Source organism: Streptomyces albipurpureus (assembly GCF_023701525.1).
In the GTDB taxonomy this organism is placed as follows: Bacteria; Actinomycetota; Actinomycetes; order Streptomycetales; family Streptomycetaceae; genus Streptomyces; species Streptomyces albipurpureus.
In genome coordinates, this window is record NZ_JAMQAW010000052.1 from 121,905 (window position 1) to 143,400 (window position 21,496).

General features: G+C 69.1%; 15 protein-coding genes. 3 read left to right on the top strand and 12 right to left on the bottom strand.

Features of this window, described 5'->3' with window-relative positions:
• Positions 1-12: 12 nt before the first annotated feature.
• The 5 genes from ffh to nsdA form a co-directional block, all read right to left on the bottom strand.
• The gene (ffh, locus tag NBG84_RS32580) at positions 13-1,566 is read right to left on the bottom strand and encodes a signal recognition particle protein (protein ID WP_250923286.1); all 1,554 of its coding nucleotides are present in this window, start codon (positions 1,564-1,566) and stop codon (positions 13-15) included.
• A gap of 143 nt (positions 1,567-1,709) precedes the next feature.
• Positions 1,710-4,178 (bottom strand): [protein-PII] uridylyltransferase, encoded by a 2,469-nt coding sequence (locus NBG84_RS32585; RefSeq protein ID WP_250923287.1) that lies wholly within the window; start codon positions 4,176-4,178, stop codon positions 1,710-1,712.
• 53 nt (positions 4,179-4,231) lie between these two features.
• Complete coding sequence (locus tag NBG84_RS32590) at positions 4,232-4,570, bottom strand: P-II family nitrogen regulator (RefSeq protein ID WP_250923288.1); 339 nt, start codon at positions 4,568-4,570, stop codon at positions 4,232-4,234.
• Complete coding sequence (locus NBG84_RS32595; protein ID WP_250923289.1) at positions 4,567-5,922, bottom strand: ammonium transporter; 1,356 nt, start codon at positions 5,920-5,922, stop codon at positions 4,567-4,569. The genes NBG84_RS32590 and NBG84_RS32595 overlap by 4 nt, the downstream gene beginning before the upstream one ends.
• A gap of 371 nt (positions 5,923-6,293) precedes the next feature.
• Complete coding sequence (gene nsdA / locus NBG84_RS32600) at positions 6,294-7,766, bottom strand: transcriptional repressor NsdA (protein ID WP_250923290.1); 1,473 nt, start codon at positions 7,764-7,766, stop codon at positions 6,294-6,296.
• A 433-nt stretch (positions 7,767-8,199) separates the two neighbouring features.
• Here nsdA and NBG84_RS32605 point away from each other — a divergent pair, with 433 nt between their 5' ends.
• Complete coding sequence (locus tag NBG84_RS32605; protein WP_250923291.1) at positions 8,200-8,907, top strand: bifunctional DNA primase/polymerase; 708 nt, start codon at positions 8,200-8,202, stop codon at positions 8,905-8,907.
• A gap of 321 nt (positions 8,908-9,228) precedes the next feature.
• Here NBG84_RS32605 and ftsY read toward each other — a convergent pair whose 3' ends face one another.
• Positions 9,229-10,443, bottom strand: a complete 1,215-nt coding sequence (gene ftsY / locus NBG84_RS32610) for a signal recognition particle-docking protein FtsY (RefSeq protein WP_250923292.1) — start codon at positions 10,441-10,443, stop codon at positions 9,229-9,231.
• A 192-nt stretch (positions 10,444-10,635) separates the two neighbouring features.
• Here ftsY and NBG84_RS32615 point away from each other — a divergent pair, with 192 nt between their 5' ends.
• Entirely contained in the window at positions 10,636-11,865 is a 1,230-nt protein-coding gene (locus NBG84_RS32615) for a GNAT family N-acetyltransferase (RefSeq protein ID WP_250923293.1), read from the top strand.
• A 100-nt stretch (positions 11,866-11,965) separates the two neighbouring features.
• Here the strand turns inward: NBG84_RS32615 and NBG84_RS32620 are convergent, their stop codons facing one another.
• The 4 genes from NBG84_RS32620 to NBG84_RS32635 all read right to left on the bottom strand — a co-directional run bounded on the left by NBG84_RS32620 (position 11,966) and on the right by NBG84_RS32635 (position 18,448).
• Positions 11,966-13,384 (bottom strand): sugar porter family MFS transporter, encoded by a 1,419-nt coding sequence (locus tag NBG84_RS32620; RefSeq protein WP_250923294.1) that lies wholly within the window; start codon positions 13,382-13,384, stop codon positions 11,966-11,968.
• A gap of 189 nt (positions 13,385-13,573) precedes the next feature.
• Complete coding sequence (locus NBG84_RS32625) at positions 13,574-17,338, bottom strand: AAA family ATPase (protein WP_250923295.1); 3,765 nt, start codon at positions 17,336-17,338, stop codon at positions 13,574-13,576.
• Between the two features lie 219 nt (positions 17,339-17,557).
• Positions 17,558-17,776: a hypothetical protein gene (locus NBG84_RS32630; protein ID WP_250923296.1), complete on the bottom strand. Its 219-nt coding sequence runs from the start codon at positions 17,774-17,776 to the stop codon at positions 17,558-17,560.
• A gap of 390 nt (positions 17,777-18,166) precedes the next feature.
• Positions 18,167-18,448, bottom strand: coding sequence for an acylphosphatase (locus tag NBG84_RS32635; RefSeq protein ID WP_250923297.1), 282 nt, complete (start codon positions 18,446-18,448; stop codon positions 18,167-18,169).
• Between the two features lie 286 nt (positions 18,449-18,734).
• Here NBG84_RS32635 and NBG84_RS32640 point away from each other — a divergent pair, with 286 nt between their 5' ends.
• A complete protein-coding gene (locus NBG84_RS32640; protein WP_308312143.1) occupies positions 18,735-19,472 on the top strand; it encodes a CAP domain-containing protein in 738 nt (245 codons plus the stop codon).
• Between the two features lie 108 nt (positions 19,473-19,580).
• Here NBG84_RS32640 and mutM read toward each other — a convergent pair whose 3' ends face one another.
• Positions 19,581-20,450, bottom strand: a complete 870-nt coding sequence (gene mutM / locus NBG84_RS32645; RefSeq protein ID WP_250923299.1) for a bifunctional DNA-formamidopyrimidine glycosylase/DNA-(apurinic or apyrimidinic site) lyase — start codon at positions 20,448-20,450, stop codon at positions 19,581-19,583.
• Positions 20,451-20,593: 143 nt separating this feature from the next.
• A complete protein-coding gene (gene rnc, locus NBG84_RS32650) occupies positions 20,594-21,484 on the bottom strand; it encodes a ribonuclease III (protein ID WP_250923300.1) in 891 nt (296 codons plus the stop codon).
• Between the last annotated feature and the right edge of the window lie 12 nt (positions 21,485-21,496).

The following is a 21,496-nucleotide window of genomic DNA, read 5'->3' on the forward strand; positions in this document are numbered from 1 at the left end:
TGACCGCGGGGGTCAGCCCATGAACTTCTTGAACTCAGCGGGCAACTCGAAGTCCTGCGCATCGGCGTCGGCCGGCAGCCCGAACGCTCCGCCCTGAGCCGCCGCCTGCTCCCGCTTGACCGCGGCTGCCTGCTCATCGGCCTTGCGCTTCATCGGGTTGCCGCTCTTGCGCTTGCCCTTGGCCTGCTTCTGCTGCTTGCGCTGACGCCCAGCGCCGCCGCCCATGCCCGGAATGCCCGGCATCCCGGGCATCCCGCCGCCCTGGGCCATCCGCGACATCATCTTGCGGGCCTCGAAGAACCGCTCGACCAGGCTCTTGACCGCGCTGACCTCGACACCCGAACCCTTGGCGATACGGGCCCGGCGCGAGCCGTTGATGATCGTGGGGTCCTGGCGCTCGGCCGGGGTCATCGACTTGATGACGGCGGCCGTACGGTCCACATCCCGCTCGTCGATGTTGTTGATCTGGTCCTTCATCTGGGCCATGCCCGGCAGCATCCCGAGCAGCTTGCTGATGCTGCCCATCTTCCTGACCTGCTCCATCTGCGCCAGGAAGTCATCGAGCGTGAAGTCCTTGCCCTTGCTGCTCGCCAGTTTGGAGGCCATTTTGGCGGCCTCTTCCTGGCTGAAGGTCTGCTCGGCCTTCTCGATCAGGCTGAGCACATCGCCCATGCCGAGGATGCGGGACGCCATGCGGTCCGGGTGGAACGCGTCGAAGTCGTCCAGCTTCTCGCCGTTGGAGGCGAACATGATCTGCCGGCCGGTGACATGCGCGATGGAGAGCGCGGCACCACCACGGGCGTCACCGTCGAGCTTGGAGAGCACGACTCCGTCGAAGCCGACGCCGTCCCGGAAGGCCTCCGCGGTGTTGACCGCGTCCTGACCGATCATCGCGTCGACGACGAAGAGGATCTCATCGGGGCTGACCGCGTCGCGGATGTCCGCTGCCTGCCGCATCAGCTCCTGGTCGATGCCGAGCCGGCCGGCGGTGTCGACGATGACGACGTCGTACTGCTTGGCCTTGGCGTGCTCCAGGGAGTCCTGCGCGACCTGGACCGGGTCACCCACCCCGTTGCCGGGCTCGGGCGCGTACACCGCGACACCGGCGCGCTCGGCGACCACGGCGAGCTGGTTGACGGCGTTCGGGCGCTGGAGGTCACAGGCGACCAGCAGCGGGGAGTGGCCCTGCCCCTTGAGCCACTGGCCGAGCTTTCCGGCGAGGGTGGTCTTACCGGCACCCTGGAGACCGGCCAGCATGATGACGGTGGGGCCGGACTTGGCGAAGCGCAGCCGACGGGTCTCGCCACCCAGGATCGATACCAGTTCCTGGTTGACGATCTTGATGAACTGCTGGCTCGGGTTGAGCGCCTTGGAGACGTCGACGCCTCGGGCGCGCTCCTTGACGTTCGCGATGAAGGCCCGCACGACGGGGAGCGCGACGTCCGCTTCGAGCAGGGCGATGCGGATTTCCCGCGCCGCGCTGTCGATGTCCGCCTCGCTGAGGCGACCCTTGCCCCTCAGAGTTTTGAAGGTATTCGCCAAGCGGTCGGAAAGAGTGTCGAACACGGCGCTCGTCGGTCCTCAGAGTCGGGGGCAGTGGGATTTACCCTCCAGAGTATCCGGCCATCCCTCATGTGTGCCCTCGCCGGTCAGGAGCGGCCGACCTGACAGGTGCGGCACGGGAGCGGGCACGGGTGCGGGCACCCCCCTCAGTCGAGCGCCCGCTGCACCGAGCGGGCCAGATCCGCCGCCACCTGAGCCGCCAGCGGCCTGCCCTCCAGGTCGGTCACGTAGAAGGCGTCCACCGCGTTCGCCCCCAGCGTGGAGACATGGGCGCTGCGCACCCGCACACCTCGCGCGCCTCCCTCGTCGAGCGCCAGCCCGATCCGATGGAGCAGCCCCGGGGCGTCCTGGGCGCGGACCTCGATCACGGTGGCGTGGTGGGAGGCTGCGGGAGCGACCGTCACCCTGGGCGGCGGGGCCTGCACCCCCCGTCGCCGGGGATAGGCCGCCTCCCGTTCGGCGAGCCGGCTGCCGATGTCCAGGGTCCCGTCCAGGACCCGCACCAGATCGGCGCGCAACCGGGCCTCCTGGGGCAGCGAGCCGTATGCCGCCGCCACCCGCCAGTCCAGTACGAGCGCGATCTGGCCCCCCATCTGGGCCGGCAACTCCACGGTCCGCAGCTCGGCGGCACGCACGGTGAGCCGGTGCAGGGCGAGCACTCCGGCCACAGCGGGCAGGACTCCGGGTCGCTCGGGCAGGGCGATGAGCAGTTCCACGCCGACGGGTTCGGCTTCGGTGCTGTCGGTGAGGTCAGGGCTGACGGTCTCGGGCTGGGTGCGCAGGGAGAGGACCGGGCCTTCGGTGTGGAGGGCCTGGGCGGCGAGGCGTTCCTGGGTGGCGGTGGGTGCGGGCTGGCCCTGCCCGAGGCGATCCGACCCGCCGTCCGCTCCGAGTGCCGTGGCCACCCGTCCGACCAGATCGGCGACCAGGGAGCCGCGCCAGGTCGACCAGGCGGCCGGGCCGGTCGCCAGCGCGTCGGCCTCGGTGAGCGCGTGGAGCAGTTCCAGGACGGTGGTCGACCCCACGGCCTCGGCCACCGAGAGGACCGTCGCCGGGTCGTCCAGGTCCCGCCGGGTCGCGGTCTGGATGAGCAGCAGATGGTGGCGTACGAGGGTGGCCACGATCTCGGCGTCCGCCTGGTCGAAACCGATCCGGGCCGCCATGTCCCGGGCGATGGTGGCGCCGACCGTCGAGTGGTCGCCCGGCCAGCCCTTGCCGATGTCATGGAGCAGGGCGGCGATCAGCAGGAGGTCGGGGCGGCCCACCCGGCGGGTGAGGGCCGAGGCCCGGACGGCGCTCTCCACCAGATGCCGGTCGACGGTCCAGGTGTGGACGGCATTGCGCTGGGGACGGCAGCGGACCCGCTCCCAGTCGGGAAGCAACCTGGTGACCAGGCCCTCGGCGTCCAGCGCCTCCCAGACGGGCACACTCGACCCGCCGGCGCCGAGCAGCGTGATGAACTCCTCGCGCGCCTCGGCGGGCCAGGGCACCGGGAGCGGAGGGCAGCCGATGGCAAGCCGGCGAGCCGCGTGCGGGGAGAGCGGCAGACCGGCCTGGGCCGCTGCGGCGGCGGCCCTCAGCAGCAGTACGGGATCACGCTCAGGCCGGGCGGTACGGGCGAGCACCGCCTCACCGTGCTGCTCGACGACGCCTTCGACGAGGGGGGTGCGCTCGGGTTCCGCACGGCGCCAGGGGCGCAGTCGCGGGCGGGCGGTGCGGGCGCTGAGGACCCTGCGGACCTCGCGCCAGGTGACATCGGACGCGTACGAAATGGTCTGCGCCGCCTCATACACCTGTCGTAGCAGGGTGTCGGCGTCGAGAAGGCCCTGTGCCGTGGCGACCTGGTCCTGTTCCTGGAGGGCAAGCCGGTCGGTGGCTCGTCCGGTGGTCAGATGGAGGGCGTCACGGGTGTCGAGGAGGGTGCGGCGGGCGTGGTCGAGCCCCTGGCGGGGGGCGTCAGCGAGCCAGGAGGCGGCGATGGCCCGCAGCGCGGTGCCATCGCGCAGCCCGCCGCGGGCTTCCTTGAGGTCGGGTTCGATGAGGTAGCGCAGTTCGCCCTGGCGCTCGGCGCGTTCGCGGCAGAGCTCTTGGAGGGCGGGCAGACGCACCGGGGCCTGGTTGCGCCAGTCGGCGAGGACGGCGGTGCGCAGGGTGGCGACGAGCCCGAGGTCGCCGGCGACCGGGCGGGCGTCGAGGAGGCCGAGTTGGACCTTGAGTTCCTGGCGGGCGGTCTTCAGTGCCTGCGCGGGGGTGCGTACGGAGTGGTCGAGGGCGAGGCCGAGGTCCCAGACGGGGTACCAGAGGCGGTCCGCGAGGGCGGCGACGGCACCGGGATCGGCGCTGCCGTCATGGAGCAGGAGGAGATCGAGATCGCTGCGGGGGGAGAGTTCACCGCGGCCGTAGCCGCCGGTGGCGACCAGGGCGGCCGACCGGACTCCGGTGGCCTGGCAGGCGGTGGCGAAGAGTGCGGAGAGCCACTGGTCGGTGAGGGCGGCGAGGGCGGCGCGGCGCGGCGGCCCGAACTGCTCCTTGTCGTTGAGAAGGAGCAGCCGGGCCGCCGCGTAGCCGCTGGGTCCCGAGTCTTCCGCTTCGGTGATCACTTCAGTTCTCGACACCCGTTCAGCCTTTCGTGCTGGTCGCCGAGGCGCTCCCGCGCCCGGGACTGTCCCTAGAGGGCGTCCGGACCGCGTTCGCCCGTGCGCACCCTGACCGCCGTTTCGACCGGGACGCTCCAGACCTTGCCGTCGCCGATCTTGTTGGTGCGTGCGGCCTTGACGATCACCTCGATGAGCTGTTCGGCGTCGTCGTCCTCGGCCAGGACCTCGATACGGATCTTGGGCACGAGGTCGACCGTGTACTCGGCACCTCGATAGACCTCGGTGTGTCCTCGCTGGCGGCCGTATCCGCTGGCCTCGGTGACGGTGAGGCCCTGCACTCCGAAGGCCTGGAGGGCGTCCTTGATCTCGTCCAGCCGGTGGGGCTTGACGACCGCCGTGATGAGTTTCATGCATCCACCTTCTTGTTCGGGGCCGCCGTGATGACCTCGGACGGTACGGCGAGGGGCTTGCGGGAGCCCGCTCCGCCGCCGGCGCCGCTGAAGTCATAGGCGGTCTCGGCGTGCTCGACCTGGTCGATCCCGGAGACCTCGGTGTCCTCATCCACCCTCATGCCCATGGTCTTGTCGAGGATGAAGGCCAGGAGCGCGGAGACTGCCAGCGAGTAGGCGAGGACCGAGAAGACACCGATGGCCTGCTTGCCCAACTGCTCCAGACCGCCGCCGTAGAAGAGTCCCTTGGCGTCGGACTGGACGCCTCCGGTGGCGAAGAAGCCGACCAGGAGCGAGCCGGCCACACCGCCGACGAGGTGGACGCCCACGACATCGAGGGAGTCGTCGTAGCCCAGCTTGAACTTGAGCCCGACGGCCAGCGCACAGAGGACGCCGGCGATGGCACCGATGGCGATGGCACCCAGTGGGGAGCAGGAGCCACCCGCGGGGGTGATGGCGACCAGGCCGGCGACGGCCCCGGAGGCGGCTCCGAGGGTGGTGCAGGCGCCGTGCCGGATCTTCTCGTACGCCAGCCAGGCGAGCATGGCGGCGGCGGTGGCGACCTGGGTGTTGACGAACATCACCGCACCGACGCCGTCGTCGTTGCCGAGCCATGACCCGGCGTTGAAGCCGAACCAGCCGAACCAGAGCAGGGCAGCGCCCAGCATGACCAGGGGCAGGCTGTGCGGGCGCATCGGGTCCCTCTTGAAGCCGACGCGCTTGCCGATGACGAGGATCACTCCGAGGGCCGCGGCTCCCGCGTTGATGTGGACGGCGGTGCCACCGGCGAAGTCGATCACTCCCATTTCGAAGAGCCAGCCGCCGGCCCCCCACACCCAGTGGGCGACGGGGAAGTAGACGACGGTCGCCCAGAGCGTGATGAAGAGGGCCCAGGCGCTGAATTTCACCCGGTCCGCCAGCGCTCCGCTGATCAGGGCGGGGGTGATGACGGCGAACATCAGCTGGAAGACGGCGAACACGTACACGGGGATGGTGTAGCCGTCCCAGAGTTCGGTGAGGCCGATGCCGCTGAGCCCGACGTACTCCGATGACCAGCCGATCACGGAGCCCGAGTCGGTGCCGAATGCGAGGCTGAAGCCGTAGAGCACCCACAGGAGGGTGACGATACCGAGGCTGATGAAGCTCATCATCAGCATGTTGAGGGTGGATTTCACGCGGACCATGCCTCCGTAGAAGAAGGCGAGGCCCGGGGTCATCAGCATGACCAGGGCGGAGCAGATGAGCATGAAGCCGGTGTTGGCGGCTGAGAGTGCCGGGGTTTCTGCGGCAAGCGTCGAGATGCCTGAGGGCATCGGCGTCTCCTCATCGTCGTGCGGCCTCGTGCGGCGGTGCGGGCAGCGCCGGAGCGGTTCGGCGGCGGGCCGGTTATGCGCCATGAGAGTGGCCCGGCACGGTTTCCACCGATGCCACCCGGTGTTTCACCGGGATGACGATGAGGTGCGGTGTGTTACGCCGCCATGAACTGCCGTCAACCGGGGAGCGCGGGGATATCCCGCGGGGATGACGCGTGGGTCGGGACGCCCCAGGGGGAGAGCGGACCGGCCGCGATGTCCGCCCGGTTGACCAGGCACGGGGGAGCCGAGTCGGTTATGTCGGGGCGATCATCGCGGCCGGCGTTTCAGGGTGCGCGCATGAGCTCGGTTACGAACGTGAGTGCGCGCTGCTACACCGCCTCCGCCGTCTCGGGGAGTTGGGCCGTGAGCAGATCGGTGAAGTGAAGGACCTCGGCGACATGGCCGTAGTCGCGGGCGGCGGTGTCCACGGTCTTCCGCAGCCGGGTGTTGACCCGCTCGGAGCGGACCCGCTTGGCGACGGTGAGCGCTTGGGAGGCGAGCTCGGTGGCCTGCTCCGGCTCCCGCTTCAGCAGATGGACGGTGGCCATACCGATCAGGTTAAGGGCGTAGGACCGCTGGTGAACCGAGTCGTCCCGGAAAAGGCTCACCGCTTTGGCCATGACGGGCTCGGCAAGGGACGCGTAGGTGGGACTGCGTCCCGCGACATAGGCCAGGTCACGGTAGGAGTGGGCGTTCTCGCCGTTGAGCTCGGCCTCCGAGAAGAAGCGAATCCAATCGGGCTCCGGCTCGCTGTCGAACTCGATGTCGGCGAAGGTGCCCTCGGCCATCCGGACCGCCCGCTTGCACTTGCTGGGTTGGCCCATGTTGGCGTAGGCGCGGGCCTCCATCGCGTACAGCATGGATTGGGTGCGGGGGGTGGCGCAGTCCCGGCTGCCGTACTGGGCCAGATGGATCAGCTCCAAGGCGTCGTCGGGGCGGCCGAGGTGGATCATCTGACGGCTCATCGAGGACAGGATGTAGGAGCCGAGCGGCTTGTCGCCCGCTTCCTTGGCCGCGTGCAGCGCGAGGACGAAGTACTTCTGGGCGGTGGGTTGCAGACCCACGTCGTAGCTCATCCAGCCGGCCAGCTCGGCCAGCTCGGCGGCGCAGGTGAAGAGCCGTCGGGTGGTGGCTTCGGGGTGGGATTCCTGGAGGAGGTCGGTGACCTCGTGGAGTTGGCCGACGACGGCCTTGCGCCGAAGCCCGCCGCCGCACTGGGCGTCCCACTGCCGGAACATGGCGGTGGTGTCCTCCAGCAGATCCAGCTCGGGGCCGGAGAGCCGGGAGGTCGCGGGCCCGCCGTGGGGCGCGGCCTGCTTGACCGGCTCGGCGCCGGGGGCCGGCACCAGCCAGCGCTGCATGGGTTCGATCAGTGAGGGGCCGGCCGCGAGCGAGAGCGAGGTGCCGAGGAACCCTCGCCGAGCGAGCATCAGATCGCTGCGGGAGAACTCGCTCAGCAGGGCCACGGTCTGGTCGCCCGCCCAGGGCAGATCAACGCCGGAGACGGATGGCGACTGGTGGGCCGAGCGAAGCCCGAGGTCCTCGATGCCGACAACGCTGCCAAAGCGCTCCGAGAACAGCTCGGAGAGAATCCGCGGAATGGGCTCGCGGGGTTGTTCCCCATCGAGCCAGCGCCGCACTCGCGAGGTATCGGTACTGATGTGATGCGCACCCAGCTGACGGGCACGGCGGTTCACCTGACGCGCAAGCTCACCCTTGGACCAACCGCTACGCACGAACCACGAGCCCAGCCGCTCGTTCGGGCGCTTACCGGTACTCACACCGGCGCCGCTGCCGTCCACTGGAACGCCCCCATCCAAAAAGCCCCGAGTCCAACCCTTACCAGAATGGCGTGAGTTGAGGCGGTCTGCATGGAGGATGCACCCGTCGAACAGGGAAACGAGTCCCCCAGGCGAATCACGGCATACCCATGGGTCCGCACAACTCCAGGGTCAGCAACACTAAAAGTAATCCTACGATCACCCCTCCCGCGAGGGCGATTCCACAAACGCCACCATTCGCCACCCCATTGAATGAACTCCCGCGCCGTCGGGCGCGATTCACTTGACATACGACGATCAGGAGGCGGCGGAGCGGTGGATGGGCAGGCGTGCAGTATTTTTCGCACTCCCCCTCACGCCACCATGCGCCGCCCGAACTCCACCGGTAGCGACGCTGTGTCACGAGGAGACTTCGGGTCGTAACCACCGGCGAGCACGACCCGTTGGAGGGGGCATGGGCTTCACGATCGGCAGCAGCCGGGGGATCAGAGACATCAGGTCCGGCTCACGACGCCGCGGCCGCACCGCGGAGTGCACCGTGGTGGCGGAGTACACAGGACTGTGGGGCTGGGCCGTGGTCCCCGGGGCCCGGGCGGTGTCCGGAGTCTGCTCCTGCGGCGAGGCGGGGTGCACCGCTCCGGGCGCGCATCCGCTCTCCTACGCGCAGGAGATCCCGGCGGGCGCGACCCTGGACGAGGTGACCAGGGCGTGGTCGCAGGTACCCGAGGCGACCCTGCTCCTGCCCGTGGGCCGGACCTTCGACATCCTCGATGTCGCGGCACCGGCGGGCCGGCGGGCACTGGTCCGGCTGGAGCGGATGGGACTGCCGCTGGGGCCGGTTTCGGCGACGCCGGACGGCCGATGCCAGTTCTTCGTGGCGCCGGGAGCGGCGAGGGACCTACCCGAGTTGCTGTACCGCATGGGCTGGGACGACGCCGACCTGGATCTGCACTGTCTGGGGCCCGGTGACTACATCACGGCCGCCCCGTCGGACCGCGCCGGACTGGGCCCGGTCAGCTGGCTGCGACCGCCGACCCTGGACATGGCCTATGTGACGGATACGACGGACGGCGGGGACGCTCCCTCGACATCCGCCGCGCCGCCGGAGGCACGGCTGCTCCTGGGCACCCTGGCGTACATCTGCCATCGCTCGACGATGTAGGCGGGGCCGGAGCGGTCACTGGGCCTTGGCCCTGGGGCCGGCGGCCCATCCGCCCGCTTGACCGACACGTTCCGCGGAACCGAACGGCTCGGGCGGAGTCCCGGCGCGGACGCTCGGACCCAGGGGGACGCGGGAGCGCGGTGGGCGGCCCGACCCGCTGATCGCGGGCGCCGCCGACAGCCTCGGAGGCGGCGGCACGCGGGAGGACCGGCCCGGACACGGGAGTGCCCGGTCGCCTGCCGGAGGGCACGCGCCGGGCACTTTCCGTCGTCTTCCTGAGCCGTACCGGCCAGGGAGCCGTGCAGAGCGGCGAGGTGGGGGTCAGTCGCCGATCAGTGCGTCCACAAATGCCTCAGGCTCGAAGGGAGCGAGATCGTCCGCGCCCTCTCCGAGGCCGACCAGCTTCACCGGTACGCCCAGCTCCCGCTGGACCGCGATCACGATGCCGCCCTTGGCCGTACCGTCCAACTTGGTCAGCACGATGCCGGTGATCGCCACGACCTCGGCGAAGACCCGTGCCTGCACCAGCCCGTTCTGCCCGGTGGTGGCGTCCAGGACCAGCAGTACCTCGTCCAGCGGACCGTGCTTCTCCACGACCCGCTTGACCTTGCCCAGCTCATCCATCAGACCGGTCTTGGTGTGGAGCCGGCCGGCGGTGTCGATCAGCACCACATCGGCGCCCTCGGCGATGCCCTCCTTGACCGCGTCAAAGGCGATCGACGCCGGGTCGCCGCCCTCGGGCCCGCGGACCGTGCGGGCGCCCACCCGGTCGCCCCAGGTCTGGAGCTGGTCGGCCGCCGCCGCACGGAAGGTGTCGGCGGCCCCGAGGACGACCGAGCGCCCATCGGCGACGAGCACCCGGGCGAGCTTGCCGGTGGTGGTGGTCTTTCCGGTGCCGTTGACGCCGACGACCATCACCACACCCGGGGTGTCCAGACCGCTCTCGGTCTTGACGGCACGGTCGAAGTCGGTGCCGATGAGGGCGAGCAGTTCCTCCCGCAGCAGGGCGCGGAGACCGTCGGGCGTACGGGTGCCGAGCACCCTCACCCGCTCCCGGAGTCGATCCACCAGCTCCTGGGTGGGGGCGACGCCGACGTCCGCGGTGAGGAGGGTCTCCTCGATCTCCTCCCAGGTGTCCTCATCGAGATGCTCACGGGACAGCAGGGTCAGCAGACCCTTGCCGAGGGAGTTCTGGGAACGGGCCAGGCGGGAGCGCAGCCGGATGAGCCGCCCCGCGGTGGGTGCGGGGACCTCGACCTCGGGGGCGGCGACGACCGGGTCCTCGACGGTGACCGGAGAGGCGGTGGCCTCATCAGCCGTCGGGAGGTCGACCTCTTCGATGGTGCGGCGTGGTTCTTCCCGCGGTGTCTCCGCCTCGTCGCCGACATGCGGCTCAGCGGGCGGAGCAGTGATGGTCGGCGCGGACGGCGGGGCCGATGGCGGCAGCTGCTTCTTCTTGCGGCTGCCGATCACGAGCCCGCTGATCGCACCGACGGCGACCAGGGCGATGACTACGGCAAGGATGACGATTTCCATAACGTTCCCAGTATCGGTCACGCCTTCCCGAAGCCCGTCGCCCACGCCGGACTGTTGTCAAAGCCATGCCAGAACGGCCGTCACCAGGCCACCGCGCCGCCGGCCCGTCCCGTCCGTCGCTGGCCGCAGCGCGGCCCCGGAGCTGCGAAAACCCGGATGACTGACGCCACTGGAGAACGTTAGCGTCCGGGTATGACCGACTTGGAGTATCGGACCATCCCGGAGGCGCACCTCGACCGCGCCCTGGATCTGCACTACCTCGTCTTTCTGGGGAAGAACTGCGAGGACGAAGTCCGCAAGCTCCACCACGAGATCCTGGAGCGCTGCGATCGCATCGGGGCCTATGAGGGCGATCAGCTCGTGGGACTGCTCGCCGCGCACCGGCTGGAGCTCTCGGTGCCGGGCGCGGACCTGGCCTGCGCGGGTGTGACCTTCGTTTCCGTCGCGCCGACGCATCGTCGGCGCGGAGTGCTCAGCGGCATGATCGCCGAGCTGTGGCGGCGCTGCGCCACAGCCGGGCAGCCGCTGGCGGCGCTCTGGGTGTCGGAGACGGGAATCTACGGCCGCTTTGGATTTGAGCCAGCGACCCGCTCCTACACCTTCGAGATCGATACCGATGTGCCCCTGAAGCTGCGGATCGCAGCCGACGAGCGGCCGCTGCGACTGGTCTCCCCGGCGGAGGCACCGGCGGTGATCAGCGCCCGTCATAACGCTGCGCGATCAGAGCGCGCCGGCCGGGTGGCCCGGGACGACTTCTGGTGGCGTACGCACATCCTGCCCGAGGAGGACGAGGAGAACGACGACCTCAGCCCGCCCCGGGTGGTGACCATCGGGGACGCGGGCGAGCCACCCGCGGGCTATGTCGTCTATCGCACGATCACCGATGACGAGGGCCGGGGGACGGTTCATCTACGCGAACTGGAGGCCGAATCCCCCGCTGCGGCCGCCGCGCTCTGGCGGTATGTGGCCTCCATCGACCTGGCCGACAAGGTGCGGGCCTGGGGACGTCCGCTGGATGATCCGCTGCTGCGTTTCGCTGCCGATCGCGACCAGGTGCGGGTGACCCAGGAGTTCCCGGCGCTCTGGCTGAGGCTGGTCGACGTGCCGGCAGCGCTGACGGGCCGCGCCTGGTCGGCCGCGGTGGACCTGGTGCTGGAGGTGGGCGACGGATCGGTGCCCGCCAACGCGGGGCGGTACCGGCTCACGGTCGGGGCCGGCGGTGCGGCTGAGGTGTCCCGTACGAGCGACGCTCCGGACCTCTCCCTCGATGTACGGGAATTGGCGGCGTGCTACCTCGGTGATCTGACCGCCGGCGAGTTGGTACGGGCGGGGCTGGTGGTCGAGCACTCACCGGGTGCGGCCCAGACCCTGGACGCGGCGTCCCGTACCACGCTGCTGCCGCATACCACCGACGAGTTCTGACCCCTCGCCGCGCGGCCGGCATCCAGCCAGCGTCCCCCTTCGGGCCCTCCTCACGGGTGAGGACGGACGGGGACGCTGGCCTTCGCCCGCTCGGGAGGCGTCAGCCCATCTCCTCCAGCGCCTTGCCCTTGGTCTCCTTGACGAACAGCAGCACGAACGGGATCGAGAGCACCGCGAAGGACGCGTAGATGATGTAGGTACCCGACAGATTCCAGTCCGCCAGGCTCGGGAAGCTCGCGGTGATGGCCCAGTTGGCGATCCACTGTGCGGACGCGGCGACGCCGAGGGCTGCGGCACGGATGCGGTTGGGGAACATCTCGCCGAGGAAGACCCAGACCACCACGCCCCAGGAGAGGGCGAAGAAGAGGACGAACACATGGGCGGCGACCAGCGCCACCGTGCCCTCGGTACTGGGGAGTTTGCCGTCCACCAGATCCGCGGAGAACGCCCAGGCCTCCACGGCGAGCGCGATGGCCATACCGGTGGACCCGATGAGGGCCAGCGGTCGTCGACCGATCCGGTCGACGAAGAGCATCGCGATCACCGTGCCGATGATGTTCACGATCGACGTGGTGAACGAGTAGAAGAAGGAACTGGTCGGGTCGATGCCGACGGACTGCCAGAGCGTGGACGAGTAGTAGAACGCCACATTGATGCCGACGAGCTGCTGGAAGACCGAGAGACCGATGCCGATCCAGACGATCGGGAGAAAGCCGAAGCGGGAACCGAGCAGGTCCTTGAACGTCGACTTGTGCTCACGACGCATCGCGAGGTCGATCTCATTGACCCTGGCATCCAGATCGATGTGCTCGCCCTCGACCTCGGCAAGGACCTGCTTGGCCCGGCCGATCTTGCCCACCGAGATCAGATAGCGCGGCGACTCCGGGATCGCGAAGGACAGCAACCCGTACAGAATGGCCGGGACGACCATCACGCCGAGCATCCACTGCCAGGCTTCCAAGCCGCCGATCTTGCCGCGCTGCTCACCGTCGGCGATCTGCAGGATGCCGAAGTTCACCAGCTGGGAGATGGCGATACCGATGACGATGGCCGCCTGCTGGAACGAGGCGAGCCGACCGCGGTAGGCGGGCGGGGAGACCTCGGCGATGTAGGCCGGGCCGATGACCGAGGCCATACCGATGGCGAAGCCGCCGATGATCCGCCACATCGCCAGATCCCAGAGGGCGAAGGGCAGCGCCGAGCCCACCGCGCTGACGGTGAAGAGGACAGCGGCGATCCGCATGCACAGGATGCGACCGATGCGGTCGGCGATCCGGCCCGCGGTGGCGGCCCCGATCGCACAGCCGATCAGGGCGATGGCGATGACCTGCGCCAGCTCTCCCGAGCCGATGTCATAACGGTCGCGAATGGCCTCGACGGCACCGTTGATGACCGAACTGTCGTAACCGAAGAGAAAACCGCCCATGGCGGCGGCGGCCGTGATGAAGATGACATGGCCGAGGTGCTCGGGGTGGGCCTCCCGGGCCCCCGACGGCGGTGGCTGCGCACTGCTGGTCACATGTACTCCTGGGGCGTGGGGCTCTGGCGCTCCACGTGTTCCCCCAAATCGGGGATGCACGGGGGCTACCGCGGCCGTGGGCCGTCCGACTACGCCGCCGGGACATGGGCGAGCCCTTCCAGTGGGGCACAGTCGCCCCCACACCACCACTCAGGGAGGGCTGTCCGCCTGAGGGTCGATCACCACCGGTCAGCGCAGCCGCTGGCCGATGACCTTGGAGACACCGTCGCCCTGCATGGAGACCCCGTACAGCGCGTCGGCGACTTCCATCGTCCGCTTCTGGTGAGTGATCACAATCAGCTGTGAGGACTCCTGGAGCTCCTGCATGATCCGGATGAGCCGCTGGAGATTGGTGTCGTCGAGCGCCGCCTCAACCTCGTCCATCACATAGAACGGACTCGGACGGGCCTTGAAGATGGACACCAGCAGCGCCACGGCGGTCAGTGAACGCTCTCCGCCGGAGAGCAGGGAGAGCCGCTTGACCTTCTTCCCCGGTGGCCTTGCCTCCACATCCACGCCCGTGGTGAGCATGTTGTCGGGATCGGTGAGGATCAGTCTGCCCTCGCCACCGGGGAAGAGCCGTGAGAAGACCCCTTCGAACTCCCGGGCGGTGTCCCGATACGCCTCGGTGAAGACCTGCTCCACCCGCTCGTCCACCTCCTTCACCACCTGGAGGAGGTCGGTCCTGGTCTTCTTCAGGTCTTCGAGTTGCTCGGAGAGGAACTGATGGCGCTCCTCCAACGCCGTGAACTCCTCCAACGCCAGCGGGTTCACCTTCCCCAACTGCTGGTACGCCCGTTCAGCCGACTTCAGGCGCTTCTCCTGCTCACCCCGGACAAAAGGCCTCGGCTGATGGCGCGGATGCTCCGGGTCATCGGGCAACTCCTCCCCCTCGGCGGGCAGCGAGGGCGGTACGAGCTGATCGGGCCCGTACTCCGCGACCAGCCCGGCGGGCTCCACCCCCAGCTCCTCCAGTGCCCTCGTCTCCAGCTGCTCGATCCGCAGCCGCTTCTCGGCACCGAGGACCTCTCCCCGATGGACCGAATCGGTGAGCTTGTCCAGTTCGCCCTTGAGCTCGCGCCCGAGCGCACGGGCGGCCGTCAGCTCACCCTCACGGGTCACCTTGGCCGTCTCCGCCGAAGCCCGCTCGGTCTCGGCCCGCACCAGGGAGACCTCGGCATGGGCGAGAAGTTGACGGGCACCCGCGGCGACCGCCGCAGCGACGGCGGCCTCATGGCGCAGCCTGGCGCGCCGCTGCTCGGCGCGCGCCCGTGCCTCACGTTCAGCGCGCGCGGCCCGGTCGAGGGCTTCGGCACGACCGCCGAGGCCCTTGACCCGCTCCTCATGGGTACGGACCTGGAGACGGGCCTCCATCTCGGTCTGCCGGGCGTTGGCGCCATCGGCGGCGAGTCGGTCCCGCAGCTGGGTATCCGGTTCCGCCGCCCCCTCCCCCAAGGGAGCGCTCTCCTCCGCGACCAGCAGTCGCTCGGCCAGCTCCTCGGCCTCACCACGGGAGCGCTCCAGCGCCTCCTGGGCCCTGGCGACGGCGGCGACGGCCCGTTCGGCCTCGCCCGCGGCGGCACGTGCCTGCCCGGCGAGCGTGCCCAGCCGGCCGGAGACGGCGGACTTCTCCCGGTCGGCCGCCCTTCTGCGCTCCCCCAACTCCTCGACCCGATCCGCGCACTCGCCCCGGCGTTCGACGGTCCCTTGCTGGGCGGCGGTCAACTCCTCGCACCGCAGGGCCAACTCCCGCAGCTCGGCATCGGCCTCGTCGACGGACGCCTGTACCTCCAGCAGGCTCGGCGCGCCCGCGGAACCGCCCTGGGCGAAGTGGGCGCCCAGTACATCGCCCTCGGCGGTGACGGCGGTGAGGTCGGGTCGGGCCCGAACGAGGTCTTCGGCATCCGCCAGGGTCTCGACGATGACGAAGCCCCGCAACAGCCGGCGCACCGCGGGCATCAGCTCTTCGGGCCCACGCACCAGATCGAGGGCGTGGGTGAGCCGCCGGGGGTGTCGGGCCCCGTTCCCAGGGGAGCCGTCGTCGCCGGAGCCCCTCTGGGACAGGGGCCCGTCGGGGGGTACGGAGCCGGGCGCGCGACCGTCATCGGCCGCGAGTTGCCCGGGGCGGTCAATCGACCGCCCGGCTCCGGCATCGCGCCGGAAGACGGTCGCTGACGCAAAACCTCCGGACGGGGTGCCCGGGGCGCCCGCCCCAGGGGATCGCTCGGGCTCGGGGGCACCACCCAGCAGAAGGGCGGCCCGTCCGGCGTCCGTCTTGCGGAGCAGACGCAGCGCCTCGGCCGCCACGGTCGGGGTGTTGACCGCCAGCGCGTCAGCGGCCACGCCCAGAGCGGCGGCGACTGCGATCTCATGCCCCACAGCCACGGTGAGCAGTTCGGATGCGGGCCCCAGCAAGCCGCCCAACTGGTCTTTCGCCATCAGCAGCGCACCGGTGCCGTCCTTGCGCCGCAACCCGAGGGCCAGGGCCTCCCGACGCGCGGTTACCGCGGCGTGCTCCCGTTCGACGGCGGTGAGCTCCTCGCGCGCGGCGCTCAGCGCCCCTTCGGCTGCCGCCAGTGCCCTTCTGGCGCCGTCATACCGCTCGCCCAGTTCCCCATCCCCCGCGTCCAGGACGTCGACCTCTGCCTTGAGCTGCTCGTACTGCTCCTGTGCGGTGGCCGCCCGCTCCCGCGCCTCATCACATGTCAGGGTGAGCCGGTCGATCTCGGATTGGGCCGATGCGGCCTTGCTACGGGCCGCGTTGACCTGTCCGCTCAACCGGGCGAGGCCTTCGCGGTGGTCGGCGATGGCACGGGCGGCGTCCTTGAGGCGGCGTTCCTCAGCGGCGAGTTCGCGCTCCAGTTCGGCCCGGTGGGCGATGGTGTCCTCCAGGGCGTACTCGGCCGCTTCCAGCGCGGCCGTCAGTTCCGCCTCCTGCTCACGGATCCTGGCCGCCTCGCGTTCCATGTCCTCGGGATCGCGACCGCGCCGCTCGTCCGCTGGCTGCGCGGTGGCGCTCTTGACCCGGGCATCGGCGAGGGAGACGGTGCCGCGGACCCGTTCGGCCAGCTGGGAGAGCTCGTACCAACTCTGCTGAGCCCGCTGAAGTCGCGGAGCGAGCCGTCTGACCTCATCCTCCAGATCGGCCTCGCGCGTCAGCGCGACCTTCAACTCGGCCTCGGCGCTGTCCTTGCGCCCCTTGAGCGCCGCCTCATCCGCGATCTCGGACTTCAGGGCCTCCCGGAGCCGTACGAGATCGTCCGCGAGCAGCCGAAGCCGGGCATCGCGCAGATCGGCCTGGATGACCGCGGCCCGTCGAGCGACCGCCGCCTGCCGGCCCAGCGGTTTGAGTTGACGGCGCAGCTCATCGGTGAGGTCCTGCACCCGAGCGAGGTTGGCCCGCATGGCGTCCAACTTCCGCAGCGCCTTCTCCTTGCGCTTGCGGTGCTTGAGGACGCCCGCGGCCTCTTCGATAAAGGCCCGCCGTCCCATGGGGTCGGCATGGAGTACGGAGTCGAGCTGCCCCTGCCCGACGATGACGTGCATCTCCCGACCGATGCCTGAATCGGAAAGCAGTTCCTGAATGTCGAGAAGGCGGCAGGTGTCGCCATTGATCTGGTACTCGCTACCGCCATTGCGGAACATAATCCGCGTAATGGTGACTTCCGCGTAGTCAATGGGGAGCGCACCATCGGAATTGTCGATCGTGAGCGAGACCTCTGCGCGGCCAAGCGGCGGCCGGCCGGTCGTGCCGGCGAAGATGACGTCCTCCATCTTGCCGCCGCGTAGCGATTTGGCCCCTTGCTCACCCATTACCCAGGAAAGGGCGTCCACCACATTGGACTTGCCCGAACCGTTCGGCCCCACGACGCAGGTGATACCCGGCTCGAACCGCAGGGTGGTCGCGGAGGCGAAGGATTTGAACCCGCGCAGGGTCATGGCCTTGAGGTGCACGCATCCGGACTCTACCTTTCGTTTCGTCCGGAGGGTCGGGAAGATACCCTCCCCGGCCTGTCATCGCCCGCCCAGTTCGGTTTCACCGCCGAACGCGAAGGGCACATCTGACGGTAAGAGACGGCGCTATGGCTTGGGGACGGCTTGGGGGAAAGAAAGAAGGGACGCCGAAGCGTCCCTTGCACATCTTGGGCGATGATTCTCCAGCGGAGCGCCGGCTCAGGTGAGCGCTGGCTCCGCTTGGGGTACGTCGATGTCGATGCCGTCAAGCAGCGACTCTCCGGGGTGGTGAGCAACGGCAGCACTGAGCGCGTCGTTTTCCGACTGAATCCGTACAAGCTCGGATTCCAGGTCTTGAACACGCTGCTGAAGCCGTCGCATCTCGGAGAGAAGTCGCGGGTCAGAACCGCCGACGTAACCGAGAAGCGCCTTTGCCATGATGGATGGTCCTCCACACTGAGTGACCGACCGATGCGGTGTGGGTCGTGAGGGAATCGCACCCGCGGTGCTCGACAGTGCCTTCTGGTGCTGATCTCGCTGTGTTTCTTACTGCCAAACAGCTAAGGTGCGCGGGGCTTCCAGAGTCTCACCAAAAAGTTTGACGGTCAACACGATCACACCCCGTGCAGTGGGCGGACCCGGGGACGCGGGGCTGGGAAACAGCCGTCGCAGCGTCCTCTCCGGGGCCCTGGGGGCGTAGAGATCCTTCTTACCCGGGCAGCCTGGCACGAGCCGCTCCATAAGGCAACCACCAGCCTGTTTCTCTCACAAACCGACATTCGCGCAGGGGCCACGGGCGCGCTGCGACCCCTCCTGGGGAGCCAGGGGTCAGCGGATCGCGAAGCTTTCATAGCCACCGCGGGGCGTGTCCCATATCTCAGTCACACCGTCAACGCGGCCGGGTGTGTCGTCCGAGCGGAGCCACTCCAGCAGGCGGTGGCAATTCTCACGTGGCCCTTCCGCCACGATCTGCACCCTCCCGTCGTCGAGATTGAGGGCGAAACCGGTGAGCCCGCCAATTTCCAGAGCGTTTGCCCTGGTGAACCAGCGAAAGCCCACTCCCTGTACTCGACCGCGTACCCAAGCGGTGAGTCGCGCATCATCAATCATGACTGCACGGTAATCGCTGAATTGCTCATGAAGCACTTCTCATCCGCCTCTCATGCCGTACAGTCCGGTCGCAATGGCGCTCACCCGTTTGGGTGAGCGACACCGCTGTCCAGCCGTATCCGTACCGGTTATTGGGCAGGGTTTCCCACCCGTCGAACTAGTCGCGCAACGAGGAAGGCACCGCAGAATGGGACGCCATCGACGCTCTGCCAACGCACGTACGGGCAGACCCGTACGGACTGGGCTGCTCGGCGCCTCCGCTGCCATGGCGGTAGGAGCGGCGGCCATGGCTTCTGGCCTGCTGCCGGGCGGTGACGTCTTCACCGTGGGCGACCGCAACCCCGGCGGCCAGGTACGCGCCGACGCCTCCCCCGAGTGGCAGCCCCAAGGCGACTCGGCGGCGGGGGCCAAGCCCGCGCAGAGCGCGTCGAAGGCACCGTCCGCCACCGTGCGGCCTCCGTCACCGAGCCGCTCGTCGAAGGCTCCGCAGAAGCCTTCGACCAGGCCGACCGAGCAGACCAAGGCTCCGGAGGCGACGAAGGAGAAGCCCCAGACCAAGAAGCCGACGCGGCCATCGGAACGAGCGTCCGATCGCTCGGCGACCCGCCCCGCTCCGACGCCGCCCACCACTCCTTCGTCATCGACGGAAGAAGCAGCCGAGGCAGAGGTCTTGGCTCTGGTGAACGAGGAGCGGGCCAAGGTGGGCTGTCAGCCGCTGCGCTTCGACGCGGCGTTGGCGAAGCTCGCGGGTGACTTCAGTACCGACATGGCCCAGCGCGGGTTCTTCGACCACACCGACCCCGAGGGCGATACGCCGTGGGACCGGGCCGAGCAATCGGGTGTGCCGAAACTCGGCGGCGAGAACATCGCGCGTGGCCAGGCGGACGCCGGAGCCGTGATGAACTCCTGGATGGGCAGCGACGGCCACCGCGCGAACATCCTGAACTGCGACTACACCCGGTTGGGCGTCGGTGTCCATATGGGCAACGGCGGTCCGTGGTGGACCCAGAACTTCGGCTTCTGAGGTCAAGTCCGCCCCTTATCCGCCGTTTGTACCGTATGACCAACCGCGCTGGCCAGGCGCCCACCGCGCTCTCGATCCACGCTGTCCCGCTTCACCGGCGGGAGGCGATCAGGCTCCGGAGCGCGTGGGCCTGGGCGGGCGCTGGCAGCGCGGGCAGAAGTAGCTGGAGCGATTCATCCAGGGACGGCGACGCATCAGGGTGCCACAGCGCCGGCACGGTAGGTCCTCACGGCCATAGGCGTCGAGCGACCGATCAAAATAGCCTGATTCGCCGTTCACATTCACATAGAGGCTGTCAAAGCTGGTGCCGCCGACGGCCAGGGCTGCGTTCATCACATCCCGTACATGTCCCAGCAGTTCGGCTGAGCGGGCCCGGCTGATGCCCGCCGTCGGGCGCTCGTAGTGCAGCCTCGCCCGCCACAGCGCCTCATCGGCATAGATATTGCCAACCCCGCTGATCAGCGACTGGTCCAACAGCGCGCGCTTCACCGTGGTGCGCCGCAGTTTGAGCGCGGCCAGGAAGGCGTCGTCGTCGAATGCCGGATCGAGGGGGTCACGGGCGATGTGCGCGATGACGTCCGGCAGCCCGTCGAAGGTGTTGTCATGCAGCGAGAGGCCGCCGAAGGTGCGCTGATCGACAAAGCGCAGCTCGGTGCCGAGGGTGTCGGCGAAGCGCATCCGAATCCGCAGGTGCTTCTCATCCAGCGCGTCCTCCGGCTGGACCAGCAGCTGTCCGCTCATGCCGAGATGTCCCAGCACGGAGGAGTCGGTGTCCGCGAGCGGCAGCCAGAGGTACTTTCCGCGCCGCCTGGCGATGCCCACGCTCTGCCCCTTGAGCTGAGCGGCGAAGTCGTCGGCCCCTGCGAGATGGCGGCGGACCGCCCTCGGATGGAGGACGCTCACCTCGGCGATCGTGCGCCCGCTGACCCAGCGCTGGAGTCCGCGGCGTACGACTTCTACCTCGGGCAGCTCGGGCACGGGGCTCCTTCGGGAAATGCTCACGACCACTCGGGACGCTCACGGCTGTCGTGCGCAGCGTACCGCTCAATGCCTGGTGGAAGACGCCGAGGACCCCTCGCTCCCTAGGGTGCGAGGGGTCCTGGGGACCGGTGTCGCGACGGTTAGGTCGTCGCCCGGTCAGCATCCGATGAGGATGCGGAATCAACAGACCCAGAGGCCCCGGAGGACCCAGCGGGTGTGCTGTCGGCAGGCTCGTCCACGGGGGTTTCGGCGCCTTCGCTGACTTCGGTACCGCCGGTCTTGAGATCGGCGGCACGCTCATCAGCCGCGGCGCGGATACCCCGCCACGCGGACTCCGCTGCCTGTTGCTCCGCTTCCTTCTTGCTGCGGCCAGTGCCGGTGCCGTACGAGACACCACCGACGCGGGCGGCAGCAGTGAAGGTCTTCTCGTGGTCCGGACCCGTCTCCGAGACGAGGTACTCCGGGACCCCGAGGCCCTCGGCCGCGGTCAGTTCCTGGAGACTGGTCTTCCAGTCCAGGCCAGCACCGAGGTTCGAGGACTTCTCGATCAGTGGGTCGAAGAGTCGGTGTACCAACTCCGACGCTGCTTCGAGCCCCTGGTCGAGATAGACCGCACCGATCACCGCTTCTAGGGTGTCGGCGAGGATAGACGCCTTGTCCCGGCCACCTGTGCCCTCTTCGCCCCGGCCGAGCCGGATGAACGCGCCGAGTTCCAGGCCGCGACCGACCTCCGCCAACGCACGTGAGTTCACCACCGCGGCCCGCAGCTTGGCCAGCTGGCCTTCCGGGAGATCGGGGTGGATGCGATAGAGGGTGTCGGTGACCACTAGCCCAAGCACCGAATCGCCGAGGAACTCCAGCCGCTCATTGGTGGGCAGGCCGCCGTTCTCGTACGCATACGAACGGTGGGTCAGTGCACGCACTAGAAGGGCGGACTCCAGCTGATAGCCGAGCCGCCCTTCCAGAAGCGTGTGGGACGAGGCTGTGTTGAAGGTGTCTGCCTGCTTCTTGGCATTGGACAGCTCAGACATCGGGCCTCTCAC

Excerpts from the sequence above, each read along its gene's own strand:
- NBG84_RS32630 (WP_250923296.1), bottom strand. The coding sequence starts at position 17,776 with ATGGCAAAGGCGCTTCTCGGTTACGTCGGCGGTTCTGACCCGCGACTT.
- NBG84_RS32615 (WP_250923293.1), top strand. The coding sequence starts at position 10,636 with ATGACCGACTTGGAGTATCGGACCATCCCGGAGGCGCACCTCGACCGC.
- NBG84_RS32595 (WP_250923289.1), bottom strand. The coding sequence starts at position 5,922 with ATGCCCTCAGGCATCTCGACGCTTGCCGCAGAAACCCCGGCACTCTCA.
- NBG84_RS32640 (WP_308312143.1), top strand. The coding sequence starts at position 18,735 with ATGGCTTCTGGCCTGCTGCCGGGCGGTGACGTCTTCACCGTGGGCGAC.
- NBG84_RS32605 (WP_250923291.1), top strand. The coding sequence starts at position 8,200 with ATGGGCTTCACGATCGGCAGCAGCCGGGGGATCAGAGACATCAGGTCC.
- NBG84_RS32635 (WP_250923297.1), bottom strand. The coding sequence starts at position 18,448 with ATGATTGATGATGCGCGACTCACCGCTTGGGTACGCGGTCGAGTACAG.
- rnc (WP_250923300.1), bottom strand. The coding sequence starts at position 21,484 with ATGTCTGAGCTGTCCAATGCCAAGAAGCAGGCAGACACCTTCAACACA.
- NBG84_RS32590 (WP_250923288.1), bottom strand. The coding sequence starts at position 4,570 with ATGAAACTCATCACGGCGGTCGTCAAGCCCCACCGGCTGGACGAGATC.
- ftsY (WP_250923292.1), bottom strand. The coding sequence starts at position 10,443 with ATGGAAATCGTCATCCTTGCCGTAGTCATCGCCCTGGTCGCCGTCGGT.